The 14,424-nt window shown below is 52.4% G+C and carries 16 protein-coding genes; 13 read left to right on the plus strand and 3 right to left on the minus strand.

Annotation, left to right across the window (positions count from 1 at the left end; genetic code table 11):
- Window positions 1-4 precede the first annotated feature (4 nt).
- The gene (locus NSS88_RS00230; protein WP_033014071.1) at window positions 5-595 is read left to right on the plus strand and encodes a YpjP family protein; all 591 of its coding nucleotides are present in this window, start codon (window positions 5-7) and stop codon (window positions 593-595) included.
- A gap of 340 nt (window positions 596-935) precedes the next feature.
- Here the strand turns inward: NSS88_RS00230 and NSS88_RS00235 are convergent, their stop codons facing one another.
- Window positions 936-2,372 (minus strand): DDE-type integrase/transposase/recombinase, encoded by a 1,437-nt coding sequence (locus NSS88_RS00235; protein ID WP_289667381.1) that lies wholly within the window; start codon window positions 2,370-2,372, stop codon window positions 936-938.
- Between the two features lie 167 nt (window positions 2,373-2,539).
- On the opposite strand from NSS88_RS00235, the gene NSS88_RS00240 reads away from it, so the two are divergent.
- The 11 genes from NSS88_RS00240 to NSS88_RS00290 all read left to right on the plus strand — a co-directional run bounded on the left by NSS88_RS00240 (window position 2,540) and on the right by NSS88_RS00290 (window position 11,612).
- Entirely contained in the window at window positions 2,540-3,244 is a 705-nt protein-coding gene (locus tag NSS88_RS00240; RefSeq protein WP_033014073.1) for an anthrax toxin lethal factor-related metalloendopeptidase, read from the plus strand.
- 157 nt (window positions 3,245-3,401) lie between these two features.
- A complete protein-coding gene (locus NSS88_RS00245; protein WP_339240482.1) occupies window positions 3,402-4,649 on the plus strand; it encodes an RNA-guided endonuclease InsQ/TnpB family protein in 1,248 nt (415 codons plus the stop codon).
- 125 nt (window positions 4,650-4,774) lie between these two features.
- Window positions 4,775-5,569: a thymidylate synthase gene (gene thyA / locus NSS88_RS00250; protein ID WP_033014075.1), complete on the plus strand. Its 795-nt coding sequence runs from the start codon at window positions 4,775-4,777 to the stop codon at window positions 5,567-5,569.
- A gap of 13 nt (window positions 5,570-5,582) precedes the next feature.
- On the plus strand, window positions 5,583-6,083 hold the full coding sequence (locus tag NSS88_RS00255) for a dihydrofolate reductase (RefSeq protein WP_055358279.1): 501 nt from the start codon (window positions 5,583-5,585) through the stop codon (window positions 6,081-6,083).
- Window positions 6,084-6,173: 90 nt separating this feature from the next.
- Window positions 6,174-6,617, plus strand: a complete 444-nt coding sequence (locus NSS88_RS00260) for a YndM family protein (protein ID WP_055358278.1) — start codon at window positions 6,174-6,176, stop codon at window positions 6,615-6,617.
- A gap of 262 nt (window positions 6,618-6,879) precedes the next feature.
- On the plus strand, window positions 6,880-8,151 hold the full coding sequence (ilvA, locus tag NSS88_RS00265) for a threonine ammonia-lyase IlvA (protein WP_033014077.1): 1,272 nt from the start codon (window positions 6,880-6,882) through the stop codon (window positions 8,149-8,151).
- A 96-nt stretch (window positions 8,152-8,247) separates the two neighbouring features.
- The gene (locus tag NSS88_RS00270; protein WP_033014079.1) at window positions 8,248-8,499 is read left to right on the plus strand and encodes a YpmP family protein; all 252 of its coding nucleotides are present in this window, start codon (window positions 8,248-8,250) and stop codon (window positions 8,497-8,499) included.
- 175 nt (window positions 8,500-8,674) lie between these two features.
- Window positions 8,675-9,547: a DegV family protein gene (locus NSS88_RS00275; protein WP_055358277.1), complete on the plus strand. Its 873-nt coding sequence runs from the start codon at window positions 8,675-8,677 to the stop codon at window positions 9,545-9,547.
- 36 nt (window positions 9,548-9,583) lie between these two features.
- Window positions 9,584-10,156: an SCO family protein gene (locus NSS88_RS00280; RefSeq protein WP_061580917.1), complete on the plus strand. Its 573-nt coding sequence runs from the start codon at window positions 9,584-9,586 to the stop codon at window positions 10,154-10,156.
- Window positions 10,157-10,225: 69 nt separating this feature from the next.
- Window positions 10,226-10,999, plus strand: a complete 774-nt coding sequence (locus NSS88_RS00285; protein WP_033009999.1) for an SGNH/GDSL hydrolase family protein — start codon at window positions 10,226-10,228, stop codon at window positions 10,997-10,999.
- 37 nt (window positions 11,000-11,036) lie between these two features.
- Window positions 11,037-11,612 carry a YpmS family protein gene (locus NSS88_RS00290; RefSeq protein WP_033014084.1) on the plus strand — a complete coding sequence of 192 codons (576 nt, stop codon included), beginning with the start codon at window positions 11,037-11,039 and terminating at the stop codon, window positions 11,610-11,612.
- A 127-nt stretch (window positions 11,613-11,739) separates the two neighbouring features.
- Here the strand turns inward: NSS88_RS00290 and NSS88_RS00295 are convergent, their stop codons facing one another.
- Together NSS88_RS00295 and plsY are read right to left on the minus strand one after the other, a co-directional pair.
- The gene (locus tag NSS88_RS00295; protein ID WP_055358276.1) at window positions 11,740-13,104 is read right to left on the minus strand and encodes an RsmF rRNA methyltransferase first C-terminal domain-containing protein; all 1,365 of its coding nucleotides are present in this window, start codon (window positions 13,102-13,104) and stop codon (window positions 11,740-11,742) included.
- Between the two features lie 29 nt (window positions 13,105-13,133).
- On the minus strand, window positions 13,134-13,727 hold the full coding sequence (plsY, locus tag NSS88_RS00300; RefSeq protein ID WP_015374888.1) for a glycerol-3-phosphate 1-O-acyltransferase PlsY: 594 nt from the start codon (window positions 13,725-13,727) through the stop codon (window positions 13,134-13,136).
- Between the two features lie 195 nt (window positions 13,728-13,922).
- Between plsY and NSS88_RS00305 the strand changes: the two genes are divergently transcribed.
- The gene (locus NSS88_RS00305; RefSeq protein WP_033009997.1) at window positions 13,923-14,348 is read left to right on the plus strand and encodes an OsmC family protein; all 426 of its coding nucleotides are present in this window, start codon (window positions 13,923-13,925) and stop codon (window positions 14,346-14,348) included.
- Window positions 14,349-14,424: the final 76 nt, after the last annotated feature.

Below are 14,424 nucleotides of genomic sequence, written 5' to 3' on the forward strand. Positions count from 1 at the left end.
GGCGATGAAGCTGCCGTCTTGGCTTCGAAAAACGCTTGTTGCCGCCATTACCGTCTGCACGTTTGGACTCGTCACACCGCCCGCTTCGCTGCTCGCGGCCAAAGAGCCGCCGTCAGATGACGCCCCGTCTCCCGATTGGAAGCATTCCCAAGCAGACCATGCGGCAGAAGCTGTTTCTGTTTCGTTAACTCGTGAACAGTTTATCGAAGAGACGATGGAAAAGGCAGTGGCGCAGTCGTACGAAAAGTTTGGCCGCAAAATCGCCCCGGTTATTGAAGATGAATTTCGCACCGTCATCTTGCCGCGCATCGAAGAGGTGATTGCCGGGCTGGCTGAACGCTGTCCGGAAGAAGAGCTCCGTTATTTGGCCGTATCGGAAAATCCGTCCGGCGGGCAAGGGGAACGCATTTTCCATATTTACCGCGCCGATACGGCAGAAGATGTCATTCGCTTTCACGTCCGCCGCGAACATCCGCCGCAGGACGGGTACTGGTTTCAATTTCACTATCATACTTGCGATGATGGCTTTCAAGCTCACTATGAACTCGGGAAAATCTACTGGTCCAAAAATACGCCGCCGAATTGGCGCACATAAACCGCTTGCGGTTCTTTCCTGATTTTGCGCGTTTTTCCCTGCTTCGTTCTATGATATCATTTTCATAGAATAAAAGGGTAGCGTCAAAAGTTCTATGAAAACTCCACACAGATCATACCATTGAGCATCGTGGGGCATGCGGAGGGCCGGATTCGCCCTTGACCAACACCCGCCAAAGGTGGGAAAGAGTCGTCAAGGGCGACGGGGACAAAAAGAAGGCAATAGGAAAGCCGCCCTTGCCATGACCGAATTTTACCTTTGGCGGTGTTCGGTTGGTCAAGGGTTCGCTTCGCCGAATCCGGCAGGAGTTCTGTTCAACGGGCTCCGGCGGACAAAAAAGTCAGGCCGCCTCTTGTTGGAGAAACGCTTGTGCCATGGCGATGAGCTTCGTCCACCGGGCCGGCATATGCGGAAGATCCGCCAGTTCCGGGATGACGACCGGGACCCGGCCTTCGAGTGCGCTATGCGGGCGCAGGAAGTTGAAATACGCCACAAACAGCGTCACAAAGGACACCGAGCCTTCTTCCGCACCAAACCCATGGGTCGGGCGGTAGTTGCCTTTAAAGGTCCGGTTGAATCGCTCGATGATCTGTTTGAGAGGGCGAAACTCTTCCGAGACCGGATCTTCGTTGGTTAGGCCGATCACCTGGCGGACGTCAAACGAAATCCCGTGCTGGGCGAAGAAGTGTTGCGCCAGCCGGTAAATCGGGTTGCCATCCACGACAAACGACAAGTCGTCTGGGAGGGACGGCAGCTTTCGCAGGACATCATCGATGGCCTGGATGGCCGAGAGCGTGTCCCGCTTGGGCGAGACGCGATACGACAGCACGATCTTTTTGACGGCATCAAACATAAAGAACAGGTAATGCCAGCGCCCTTTGACGCGAATATACGTCTCGTCCCCGCAAAACGAACCGGACAGCTCATACGGGAACCGGTCGACAAAGGGCTTGATCCAAAGCGCGACGCTGTTGGCGTAGTTGAGCACCGTCTGATGGGAGATCGAGACGCCATGGATGTCCTTCATGGCGGCGGCGGTCTCCCTCGAGGACATCCCAAAGTTGACGTAGTACGTCAACACGAGCCCCAACACGTGCGGCGACGCAGCCAGCCGGGACAAATCGACCTTCGGTTGGATGGGCGACGAGGAAGCCAACGGGAGAAAGTCAAACAAGAACTCTCGAAACAAATACCGCACCTTGAAGGCTTGAGGATCCTGTTGAAACTGTTGGCGCTCCTTCTTGGTCATCCGGCGAAGGTTGGCCTGGTAAAACGGGCAATCGTTGTTCTTGCACTTATAGATGTGGTATTCTTTGCGTTCCTTGATCTTTTCCAGCGTCTTTTTGCAGTGCGGGCAGCGAAAGACCGCTTGCTTGGTGAACCGATTTCGGTGGTTGAACCGGCACTGGCACACTTTGCATTGGTATTGCCCGTTTCCGCCGTTATTGGCGTACAGGTAAGAAGAGGGAGCCTGGCAGCGAGGGCAGGTCAACGAATCCGGAACACGGTGTTTCGCATTCGCGCGGCGCTGGATGGGCCGTAAAGGACGTCCGTGCTGGGCTTCATAGTCTGCCAACAGCTTCCGGTAATCAAGGGTTTCCGGCACATCGATGATCGGAAGGTCATCGACCTGAAGTTTCCGGTACGGCTTTTGGATGGGTTCGTCCAAGTCCTCGAGATTCAAGGATTTTCCCACGATCACACCCATCAAATACACAATGATTTGATATTGGGTCTTGATTATTTCGAGCAAATAGGCTAATAATTGAGGTAACAAAGCTTGTCACTCCTTTGTTTTGGCTGTTGGGTGTCGTTACCTCAATGATGGCCGAAAACAACGGGGGTGGCAAGCTTTTTTTCGTTCAACCGTTGAAACTCAAGGGAAAACCGTGAGTGTGGAGGATACACTTTTGACAATACCAATAAAAGAAGCGGGGGAACACCATGAAACGATTGTGGACTAGTTTGTTGGCAGCGCTGTTCGCGATTCCGCTTCTATCGCTTTCGCCGTACCCGGCCGCCCACGGCGTGCTGCTTCAAGAAAGCGGCCTTGATCTTCGGGACATTCCGTCCCGTGACGTGCTCGGCCGCATTGTGATCGTGCCCGAGACAGCGTTTCCCGCTGCGGAGGCGAACAAGACCATTCAGACGCTTGCCCGCATAGATCGCAGCATTTTAGAGCAGGCGGCTGCTCATCATATTTACATTCAGCTGTTGACAGGCCCTATTACGAATGAACCGACAGCTCGCCACTTGCGTGGGAAAACCCCGCGCGGCTATGCGCCGGGATCCAAAACATGGGATGACGTGCCGGGCATCGGCGGGTCGCATTTGGTGCTCGTCCGTCTCGGCCATAGCGAAAAAGGGAAAGGACACGGCTCGGTCAATTTGGAGCTGCATGAGTTTGCTCATTCGCTCGATTACATCGTATTTGACCGCATTCATGAAACGGACGAATTTCAAGCGATTTGGCGGGAGGAGGCGCCGCGGCTTTTTCCTGGCGAATCTTATTTTTTGACCTATCCAGAAGAGTATTTTGCCGAGTCGTTTGCCTATTATTACGCAAGTGAAGAGACGCGGCACACGCTGCGGGCGGTAGCGCCGAACACATACGCATTCATCCGTGGATTGGCGGAGCGGGCCTCGTAAAAGGCTCGTTTTTTTTATCTTAATTAGGCGAGAAGACTCCCACTTCAACGAAGCGAAGCGGAGTAAGTGGGAGATGAATCGCCTTAACTATATTTTGCTGAAAATAGGATAGATTCAGTAAAATATAGTATAATATAGTTAGATGGGAGGTGAAAAAATGTATTTTTGTATCAAACAACAGCTAAATGGTTTGACCAAAGAAGAATACTTGACTCTTCGAGAACTGTGCCATATTGCCAAGAACATGTACAACGTCGGATTGTACAATGTCAGACAATACTATTTTGAACACAAGGAATTTCTTAATTATGAGAAAAACGATCATCTTGCAAAAACTAACGAAAACTATAAGCTGTTAAACAGCAACATGGCACAGCAAATTTTAAAAAAGGTCAATGAAGCCTTTAAATCTTTCTTTGGTTTGATCAGTCTTGCCAAACAAGGAAAATATGACCACAAGGCTATCAGTATTCCAAAATATCTTAAAAAAGATGGCTTTCATTCACTGATCATTGGCCAGATTCGTATAGACGGCAACAAATTCACGATACCGTATTCTCGCCTATTTAAAAAGACTCACAAGCCTATCACGATAACGATTCCGCCTGTGTTACTGGACAAAAAGATTAAGCAGATTGAAATCATTCCTAAGCATCATGCCAGGTTCTTTGAGATTCAGTACAAATATGAAATGCCTGAAGATCAAAGAGAATTAAATGACCAAAAAGCACTGGCAATTGATTTAGGATTAAACAATGTTGCCACTTGTGTCACATCAGACGGCAGATCATTCATCATTGATGGGCGGAGATTAAAAAGTATCAATCAATGGTTTAACAAAGAAAATGCCAGACTTCAAAGCATAAAAGATAAGCAAAAAATCAAAGGCACCACTCGTAAACAGGCTTTGCTTGCTATGAATCGCAATAATAAAGTGAATGATTATATCAACAAGACTTGCCGTTACATCATTAACTACTGTATTGAAAATCAAATTGGCAAACTTGTCATTGGCTATGCGGAAACATGGCAACGCAATATGAATCTAGGAAAAAAGACAAATCAAAACTTTGTCAATATTCCTCTCGGTAACATAAAAGAAAAACTAGAATATCTTTGTGAATTTTACGGCATTGAATTCTTGAAACAGGAAGAATCATATACGTCTCAAGCCAGCTTTTTTGACGGCGATGAGATTCCTGAATATAATGCCGACAATCCAAAAGAATATAAGTTCAGCGGCAAACGTATTAAGCGCGGCTTGTATCGAACAAAGTCTGGCAAACTAATGAATGCTGATGTCAATGGCGCATTAAACATCTTAAAGAAAAGTAAAGCTGTAGACCTGAGTGTCTTATGCTCTAGCGGCGAAGTGGACACGCCTCAAAGAATAAGGATTGCTTGAAGCAGTCAAACTTCTTTGGAAGCCCCCACTTCAAATTTTCGCTAGAAAATTAAGTGGGGGTAGTTCACGGACAAGTGGTTCACCATGCGTTGCTTTATGGTATGATAGAGCGTGAGGTGAGGACATTGCGGCAATATTTACAGCTTTTGGAGGATATTTTGGAAAACGGCGTCGAAAAAGAAGACCGAACGGGCGTCGGCACGCTGTCGGTGTTCGGCCGCCAGCTCCGCTTCAACTTACAAGATGGATTTCCGCTCGTGACAACGAAAAAATTGCATATCCGCTCCATCATTTATGAACTGCTTTGGTTTTTAAAAGGCGATACGAACGTCCGCTATTTGCAGGAGAATGGCGTGACGATTTGGGACGAGTGGGCGGACGAAAACGGCGATCTCGGCCCGATTTACGGCGCGCAATGGCGCTCGTGGAAGGGAGCAGACGGGAAAACCATCGACCAGATCGCATGGGTTGTCGAAGAGATCAAACGAAATCCGCATTCACGCCGGCTGCTGGTGAGCGCTTGGAATGTAGCGGAATTGGACGAGATGAAGCTGCCGCCGTGCCATTACGCCTTCCAGTTTTACGTCGCCAACGGCCGGTTGTCATGCATGTGGCAGCAGCGCTCCGTTGATACGTTTTTAGGGTTGCCGTTTAACATCGCGAGCTACGCGTTGTTGACGCATATGATCGCCCAGCAGTGCGACCTCGATGTCGGCGAACTCATTTTCACCGGCGGCGACGTCCATTTGTACAAAAATCATCTGGAACAAGCGAAACTGCAGCTGACGCGCGAGCCGCGCCCGCTACCGAAGCTCGTGATCAAACGGAAGCCGCCGTCTATCTTTGACTATGAATACGACGACTTTGAAATCGTCGGCTACGATCCGCATCCGGCGATTAAAGCGCCGGTGGCGGTGTGAAGGGGAGAGCGCGATGATGTCGCACATTGTGGCGATGGATGAAAACCGGGTGATCGGCAAAGACAACGGTTTGCCTTGGCATTTGCCGGCTGATTTGGCGTATTTCAAACGGGTGACGATGGGGCATGCCATCGTGATGGGGCGAAAAACGTTTGAGGCGATCGGCCGGCCGCTTCCCGGCCGGGAAAACATCGTCGTCACGCGCAACCGTTCGTTTCGCCCGGAAGGCTGCCTTGTGCTTCACTCGCTCGACGAGGTGAAACAGTGGGCCGCCGGCCGCAACGATGAAGAGGTGTTTATCATCGGAGGAGCGGAACTGTTTCAGGCGACGATGCCGCTTGCCGCCCGACTGTATGTGACGAAAATTTTCGCCTCGTTCCCTGGCGATACGTTTTATCCGCCGATTTCCGAGCAAGAGTGGGAGATCGTTTCATATACGCAAGGAACGATCGATGAAAAAAACCGATACGATCACGCCTTTCTCATTTATGAGCGAAAAACAGGGCGCGCTTAGCTTTGGGCTGGGCGCGTCTTTTTGCATAGAAGCGGGGCGAACAAGGAACGATAACAAGTAAGACCCAACAATGGAAATGGGGGAAGACAAATGAAGCATATCGTTCCTTTTATCGTCAAGCTCGCCGCTTGGAGCGTCGTCTTATTTTCCATGTTTACGATCTTCAACGCCCCGCTTTCGTTGATTTCGCTCATGACGGTCATCACGGCGCTCGTGTCTTACGTCATCGGCGATGTGTTCATCTTGCCGCGCGTCGGCCATTTTGTTGCTGCCGCACTTGACGTGCCGCTTTCCTTTTTGTTGATTTGGCCGTCCAGCTTTGCCCTCATTGCCCCGTCCGTCAACGTGGCATACGGCGCATTTTTCAGCGCCTTGGCGATCGGGGCGGTTGAAGCGTTTTTCCACTTGTATATGGAAAGCCATGTTCTCGAAGAGGCAAGGAGGGAAGAAGAGCACCGCTGGTATGATGAAGGAAGATGGGCAACGGAATTTGCCGAGGAAGAAGAGTTTAAAAAAGAGGACGACCGGACATAGCGCCGGTCGTTTTTTCGGTCCGCTTGCGCATGAACGAGCCGTTCGCTGTGCCTGTATTGGCCGAGTGGAAGAGGTTTCTAGAAGCTCATCCGATGACGTCAAGCTAGGACCGCGGAAGCGTCCGGTAAAGCGGGATTATCGCGATGATCGCGAGCCAGCCCCTCTTCACCCAAAAACTTTTCGAAAATTCCCTTTTCTTTTTACGAATTTGTGATATAATCTACAAATCAAAGACAACTTAGAAAAGAAAGGGAACGAGAACATGGAACAACAGCTGAAACGAAAGCAAGGGGCAGTATACGTCGAGGACATTTTGATCGCGTATCATACGTTGAAGGATGTTGTGTTCCATACGCCGCTGCAAAAAAATCCGCTGTTATCCGAGCGCTACGAATGCAATGTCTACTTAAAGCGCGAGGATTTGCAAGTCGTGCGTTCGTTTAAGCTGCGCGGGGCGTACAACAGGATGAAGCATTTAACGGATGAGGAGCGGAGAAACGGGGTGGTATGCGCCAGTGCCGGCAACCATGCCCAAGGGGTGGCCTATTCATGCCGAGCGCTTGGCGTGCATGGGAAAATTTATATGCCGGCGACGACGCCGCGGCAAAAAGTGTCGCAAGTGCAGCTGTTTGGCAAAGACATGGTTGAGATCGTGCTTGTCGGCGACACGTTTGACGATTCCTACAACGAAGCGGTGAAGTGCGCCGAGGCGGAAGGGCGGACGTTCATCCATCCGTTTGATGACGAATACGTCATCGCCGGACAGGGGACGATTGGCGTCGAGGTGCTCAACGACTGCGATGAGCCGATTGACTTTTTGTTTGCCAGCATCGGGGGCGGCGGATTGATGGCTGGGCTGGGGACGTATGTGAAAAGCATTTCCCCGTTCACTAAAGTGATTGGCGTCGAACCGGCCGGCGCCCCATCGATGAAAACGGCGCTCGAGCATGGACGTGTCGTCACGCTTGAGGAGATTGACAAGTTCGTGGACGGCGCCGCTGTCAAAACGGTCGGGGAAAAAACGTTCGCCTTATGCCGCGGGGTGCTTGATGACATCGTCGTCGTTCCAGAAGGGAAAGTGTGCACGACGATTTTGGAGCTGTACAACGAAAACGCCATCGTCGCCGAGCCGGCTGGGGCGCTGCCGATCGCCGCGCTCGAGTTTTACAAGGAACAAATCCGAGGCAAGACGGTCGTTTGCGTGGTGAGCGGCGGCAACAACGACATCGACCGGATGCAGGAAATCAAAGAGCGCTCGATGATTTACGAAGGGCTGCAGCACTATTTCATCGTCAACTTCCCGCAGCGGGCCGGGGCGCTGCGCGAGTTTTTGGATGAAGTGCTTGGGCCGACGGATGACATCACCCGGTTTGAATACACGAAGAAAAACAACAAAGAAAGCGGACCGGCGCTTGTGGGCATCGAGCTGAAACGGCGCGAAGACTACGCACCGCTCATCGAGCGGATGAAGAAAAAAGGTTTCCCGTTCCAAGAGGTCAACAAAGACCCGAACTTGTTCCATCTATTGATTTGACGAAAAAAGTCGGAACAAATTCGCCGCATTTCGACAAACTTTTTCACCGGATTGGTGTATAATAAAAGTAAATCGGTGAAAAAGAGGATTGATATTTTGCTATTCAAAAGCCTCGAGTTTCAAAACGTGTATGGGCAGAAGGTCAAGATTATCGAAATCCCAGTATTGGAGGAAGAGAACACATACCGATTCATGATCCAACTGCGCTTGGAGGCGTTTATTGCAAAGGTGTACCGATCGAGAACGAGCCGTTCTGTGTATTCGTTCCGCGAACATTTGAAGAAAGTGCTGAAATGGCCTGTATATGAACAGATCTTTAAAGAAACGGCGTTAAAGCATAATGCATGACTGTTGTTGTTTTGTCCTTGGCGGCAAAACAACTTTTTTTCTGCCGGTATCGTTCATAATGGGCGATGTTCCTGCTTGGGGATGAGCCGAGCTTGCTCATGGACGTTTTTAGGTAGGATTTTTGCCGGTTTCATTATATAATGGAAACGAGATCATCAGTATTAGGAGTGAGCGAATGAAACCAATCAAAATTGTAACCGACTCAACGGTTGATGTGCCGTCTTCGGTGCTCGCCGAGCACGGCATTGAAGTCGTTCCGCTTCATTTGACGGTTGACGGCGAGGCGTTTGTCGACCGGGTGACGATCACACCAGGGCAGTTTATGGCGAAGATGAAGGCAGCGCGTGAACTGCCGAAAAGCTCGCAACCGTCGGTCGGTGAGTTTCTAGCTGTCTATGACCGGCTCGGGGCGGACGGAAGCGAGATCATATCGATCCATATGGCCGGCGAGCTGAGCGGCACGGTCCGTTCGGCTGAGCATGCGGCGGCCCTGACCAAAGCGAACGTGACGGTCGTCGATTCCCAATTCATTTCGTATGCGCTTGGATTCCAAGTGCTTGAAGCCGCCCGCTTGGCGAAGGCGGGTCGAAGCGTTGACGAGATCATCCGGCGCTTAGACGACGTGCGCCGTCGTACGCGGCTGTATGTGGTGCTCGATACGCTCGATCATTTAGCGAAAGGCGGCCGCATCGGCCGCGGCAAAGCGCTCGTCGGCTCGTTGCTGCGCATCAAGCCGATCGCTGCGCTTGTTGACGGGCTGTATACACCGGTGTCGAACGTGCGCAGCTTTTCGCAAGCCATCGCCGATTTAGCGGGCCGGTTGGTTAAGGAGAAGGCGGAAGCGCCGGTGCGCGCGGTCGCCATTGCCCATGCCGATGCCAGGCGCTGGGCGGAGCGGCTGAGAGAAGCAGTCGCTGAGGCGATCGGTTCTGTGCCGGTTGACATTGTTGAAACGACGCCGGTTATTTCGATTCATACCGGACCCGGCGCGCTTGCGCTGATGTATTATACGGAAGAAGGGGAGCACAAGGGGTCGGGCGCAGTTTGAAACAAAGCGATACAGGATGAAAGGGACGAGCAGTGGATGTGGAAACGAATCATGATGATGGCAGCCGTTTGTTTGCTTGCCGCGTGCGGAAAAACAATTCCGGATGCCAAAAACTGGCCGGTCGCTGACTTTACGTTTGTCGATCAGACCGGCAAGCCGTTTGGACTTCGCGATCTGAAAGGAAAAGTGTGGGTCGCCGATTTTATTTTTACCAATTGCGAAACGGTGTGTCCGCCGATGACCGCCCACATGGCCAAACTGAAAGAGAAGGCGGAAGAAAAGGGGCTCGATGTTGAATTTGTTTCGTTCAGTGTCGACCCGGAAGTTGACACGCCGGAAAAACTGGCGGCTTATGCGAAACAATTTACAAATGACCTAGCAAACTGGCATTTCCTGACCGGGTACCGCCCAACCGAGATCAGCGAGCTGGCGCAAAAAAGCTTTAAAACGATGGTGCAAAAGCCGGCTGGCGATGACCAAGTCATCCATGGTACGAGCTTTTATTTAGTCGGGCCGGACGGCAAGGTGGTCCAAACATACAGCGGCGTGCAGGATGTGCCGTACGACACGATTTTAGAGCATATTGAAATTTTGCAGTCGTCGCGATAAGGCAAAAACGGACGCCGTTTTGCCTTCTTTTCGTCTTTTCCCTGTTGCGGCAAAAGGCAGGTGTCACACATGATGCGATGGGGATGGCTCATCATGGTGGGGGTGTTGCTTGCCGGGTGCACGGTGCTCCCGGCCGGCGGGAAGCCGGACCGCCCGCATGAAACCGCCGTCAGCCAGCCGGAAGCGAAGCCGTTGCCGAAAGACATTCACCTCGTCGCGTTAGGCGATTCATTGACCGAAGGAGTCGGAGACGGTGAAAGGAAAGGCGGCTATGTCGGCCGCCTTGTCCCGCTTTTGGCGGCGGAGGATGGGGTGCGGACGGTGACCGTCACGAATGCCGGAAAGCGCGGCCGGCGCATCACCGAACTTGAACCGGTTATTCGCGCCCATCAGGCGGAGCTTGAGCGGGCTCATATCGTCATGATCACGATCGGCGGCAATGACGTGATGAATGTCGTCCGCGCTCATTTTTTTGACTTATCGTACGAGCGGTTTGCGAACGAGAGCCAACGATTTGCCGAGCGGCTCGATCATTTGTTGATGTTGTTGCGCACGATCAACCCGGATGCGGTCGTTGTCCTGATCGGCTTGTACAATCCGTTTTCCGCCACGTTGCCGAACATCCCGGAAATCGATGATGTCATCGCCGAATGGAACCGCACAAGCCAAGCAGTGGTTTCCCGCTATCCGCGCACGATCTTTGTGGATATTCAAGACATGTTTGCCAACCGCGATGATTTGCTTCACCGCGATGAATTTCACCCGAACGCCGAGGGATATGCGCAAATGGCAGTGCGGGTGTATGAGTCGCTCGATGCGCGAAAAGAGTGGTGGGCGAACTGATGGAAACGAAATGAAGCAGCATAAGGAGTATGTTAGAATGAATTGGAAACGATCGTTTTTCGTTTTGGCGGCTGTGAATGCTGTTGTGCTCATTCTTGCCGCTGTTTGGCTGCTGCAGCCGTCTCCGCCGGTGAAACGGCCGGAGCGCCTGGATGTGGAAGGGGCTTCGTTTACGGTGTACTCCAAAAAAGCGCACTTGAACGCTGTCATTAACGATTATTTGGCGGAAAAAACGAAAGACCATCCGCTTCGCTATGACGTTTGGCTCGCCGACCGCGTTTACGTCTCGAGTGAAATTCCGATCTTTGGGCGCAACGTCGAGCTCGTCGTCTCGTTTGTGCCGAAAGTCGTGAAAGGCGGGAACGTCGAACTTGTCGAACCGGTCATTTCGCTCGGCGACTGGAAGCTGCCGGTGACGTACGTGCTTCGCTACTTGCAAAAGCATGCGCCGCTGCCGGATGAAGTCATCATCGATCCGGGACGGGCCCGCATTTATGTGGCGCTCCATGAGATTCGTTTTGGCAACGGGTATCAAGTAGCGGCGAAAAAAATCGATTTGGCGGCCGATGAAATCGTATTTACCTTAACGATCCCGACAAACCGTCCGCGGTAAAAACGTTGACGTCAACGTTTCCGTGCAACATCGTGAATCTTGTCGGCGTCTATTTGGAAGAAAAAGGGTGTCTCAAAGACAATGAGACACCTTTTTTTGGCCGTTCCAGCCTCGTGCGGCCCCGCCGTTAGATCAGACGCAGCCCTTTCGGATAAAAGTTTTTCACCGTCCCTTTGACTTCTTTTCCCCAGCCGAATGGAAACCCGTCGACCGTCACAAGCAGCCAGCCGCGGTCGCCGCCGGTGGAAAGCGTCTCGCCGCGCCAATATTGGACGATTTCGCGGCTTGCGCTCGATAGGTCAAGCACATGTTTCGCTTCCTCTGTCCGCAGCGCCAAGGCAAGGGCATGGTTCGGCTCAAACCGCTCCTTTTTGGCCTCGCCAAGATGAAGGCCAGCGCGCACCACTTTCAAGCCGGACAAATCCGGGCATCGGTCCGGGAGCATGGCCAAATGGCTGCCAAACGAGAGGATTGTTCCGTGCTGCACGGTTTGCAACGATTGCTGTTCAAATTGGCGGTACAATCGGACGGCCGCTTTTGGCGCGTTCGCTTTCGCCCACCGCCCGCTCCAAGGTGGAGTCGGCCGCTGTTTTTGCAGCTTGGCGACAAAATGTCCTTCCCCTTTGAGGCGATGCGGCCAAAGGCGGGCGGCGTGGACGAGATCGGATCGATTGGTTTTCGTCCATTCCGGCCGTCCCGGCTCGATGCCACCGATTTTCGCAATCGGCAGCAACCGCAAATCATCGTACGTCTCGAGCAGCCATTCCATCGTTTGCTCGTTTTCCTCCGGAGAGAACGTGCATGTTGAATAGACAAGAATGCCGCCTTCTTTCAGCATCGCATAGGCGCTTTCTAAAATGCGCCGCTGCCTTGCCGCGCATTCTTCCACATAGGCCGGGCTCCAAAACGAGGCGGCCTCTTCTTCTTTCCGGAACATGCCCTCCCCCGAGCACGGAGCGTCCACTAAAATTTTGTCAAAAAAGCCCGGAAACCGCTCGGCAAGCGTTTCGGGAGCTTCATTGACGACGATGGTGTTCGTCAAGCCGAACCGTTCGACGTTCTCTGCAAGCGCTTTGACCCGTTTCGGGTGGATTTCGTTGGCGACAAGCAGCCCTCTGTTTTTCATCATCGCGCCAAGCTGGGTCGTTTTCCCGCCAGGGGCGGCGCACAAGTCAAGCACCGTATCCCCCGGCTCAGGCTGCAGCGCCTCGGCGGCCGCCATCGCGCTCGGTTCTTGAATGTAATACAGGCCGGCCGCATGGTACGGATGCTTTCCCGGCTGTTCGTCCGGTTCATAATAAAACCCGGTCGGGCAAAACGGCACCGGGGAAAGGGAAAAGGGCGCCGTTTTGACCCATGCGCCCGGGTCGGTTTTCAACGGATTGACGCGCAAGCCGTTGATTTTTTCGTTTTCATACACAGCGAAAAACTCGTCTGCTTCTTCATCAAGCAGCTTCTTCATTTTCGCGACAAATGCTTCCGGCAATCTCAACGCAGCAAATCTCCTTTCTCCGTCCGTCGTCATGAGCGTTTGCCTGGCCATTTCACTTTTGGCTCCGTTTTGTTCAAGATGCGCTTGATGTTGGCGCGATGACGATAAAAGATAAACGAAGCCAGCAACAACACTGCCACCGTCAATGGAATGTCGTCCGTGAAAAAGACGGTGTACACGACCGCGTACAGCGCCGCGGCCATCGATGACAGCGAGACGTAGCGTGAAACAGCCAAGACGACAAGAAACACGGCGATGAGCGACAAAAAGAACAACGGCGAATAAAACAGCATCACCCCGCCCGATGTCGCCACCGCCTTGCCGCCGCGGAACTTGGCGAACACCGGATACATATGGCCGACGACTGCCACCGCCCCGGCCAAAAGCGGATGCACGGGGACGGAAAAAAGCATCGGCAAGCTCGCCGCCAGCGTCCCTTTTAGCATATCGCCGACAATGACGATCGTGCCCGCTTTCGCCCCAAGCACGCGGAACGTGTTCGTTCCTCCGAGATTGCCGCTTCCATGTTCGCGGATGTCGATCCCGTAGCCGATTTTCCCGACAAGAAGGCCAAACGGAATCGAGCCGAGAAGATAAGCAAGAAGCAAAATGAGTGCGGTCATCGAATCAAACACCCTTTACTCAACAAGTTTGTGCATGTTTCTATTTTATCATGCGCCGGTTAAAACGGTAGACTGGAAATGAAGAAAAGCGGTTGTTTTGCATTTCCACATGATAACCGGTAAACTGAAAAGCAGGCAGGGACGGACGAGTTCATTCGTCCCGCAGCAAACGCAGAGAAGAGAGGAGCGGCTGTGATGAAAACGACCGTCACGTGGAACGGAAACATGTCATTCAGCGGCCAAAGCGCTTCCGGCGTCACCATTCCGATCGACGCCGCGAAAGACGTTGGCGGCAACGATTCCGGCGCCCGGCCGATGGAACTGTTGCTTCACGCCTTGGCCGGCTGCACCGGCATTGACATCGTTTTGATCTTGCGGAAAATGCGGCTTGACGTCCGCGCGTTTTCGATGGAAGTCGAAGGAACGCGCGCCGATGACCACCCGAAGCGGTTTACCGACATTCATATTCATTATGCGCTCGAAGGCGACTTGCCGGAAGACAAAGTCGCCCGCGCCATTCGGTTGTCAAAAGAAAAATATTGTTCCGTTTCCCATTCGTTAAATGCCGCCATTACAGCGAGCTATTCGATCAACGGCGTGCGCGGGAAGGAGACGATCTAACCAAAGAAAAGAACGTGGCGTTCATGTTTGTTTCGCGTGGCATAGCACGGAATGGCAAAACGATGAAAAAGGTGTT

Source organism: Geobacillus sp. FSL W8-1251, from assembly GCF_038005945.1.
In the GTDB taxonomy this organism is placed as follows: Bacteria; Bacillota; Bacilli; order Bacillales; family Anoxybacillaceae; genus Geobacillus; species Geobacillus stearothermophilus.

Bases quoted from the DNA above. Each gene is read 5' to 3' on its own strand.
- NSS88_RS00275 (WP_055358277.1), top strand. From the start codon at position 8,675: ATGAAACCAATCAAAATTGTAACCGACTCAACGGTTGATGTGCCGTCT.
- NSS88_RS00255 (WP_055358279.1), top strand. From the start codon at position 5,583: ATGATGTCGCACATTGTGGCGATGGATGAAAACCGGGTGATCGGCAAA.
- NSS88_RS00240 (WP_033014073.1), top strand. From the start codon at position 2,540: ATGAAACGATTGTGGACTAGTTTGTTGGCAGCGCTGTTCGCGATTCCG.
- NSS88_RS00290 (WP_033014084.1), top strand. From the start codon at position 11,037: ATGAATTGGAAACGATCGTTTTTCGTTTTGGCGGCTGTGAATGCTGTT.
- ilvA (WP_033014077.1), top strand. From the start codon at position 6,880: ATGGAACAACAGCTGAAACGAAAGCAAGGGGCAGTATACGTCGAGGAC.
- NSS88_RS00260 (WP_055358278.1), top strand. From the start codon at position 6,174: ATGAAGCATATCGTTCCTTTTATCGTCAAGCTCGCCGCTTGGAGCGTC.
- NSS88_RS00280 (WP_061580917.1), top strand. From the start codon at position 9,584: ATGTGGAAACGAATCATGATGATGGCAGCCGTTTGTTTGCTTGCCGCG.
- NSS88_RS00230 (WP_033014071.1), top strand. From the start codon at position 5: ATGAAGCTGCCGTCTTGGCTTCGAAAAACGCTTGTTGCCGCCATTACC.
- plsY (WP_015374888.1), bottom strand. From the start codon at position 13,727: ATGACCGCACTCATTTTGCTTCTTGCTTATCTTCTCGGCTCGATTCCG.
- NSS88_RS00245 (WP_339240482.1), top strand. From the start codon at position 3,402: ATGTATTTTTGTATCAAACAACAGCTAAATGGTTTGACCAAAGAAGAA.
- NSS88_RS00305 (WP_033009997.1), top strand. From the start codon at position 13,923: ATGAAAACGACCGTCACGTGGAACGGAAACATGTCATTCAGCGGCCAA.
- NSS88_RS00285 (WP_033009999.1), top strand. From the start codon at position 10,226: ATGATGCGATGGGGATGGCTCATCATGGTGGGGGTGTTGCTTGCCGGG.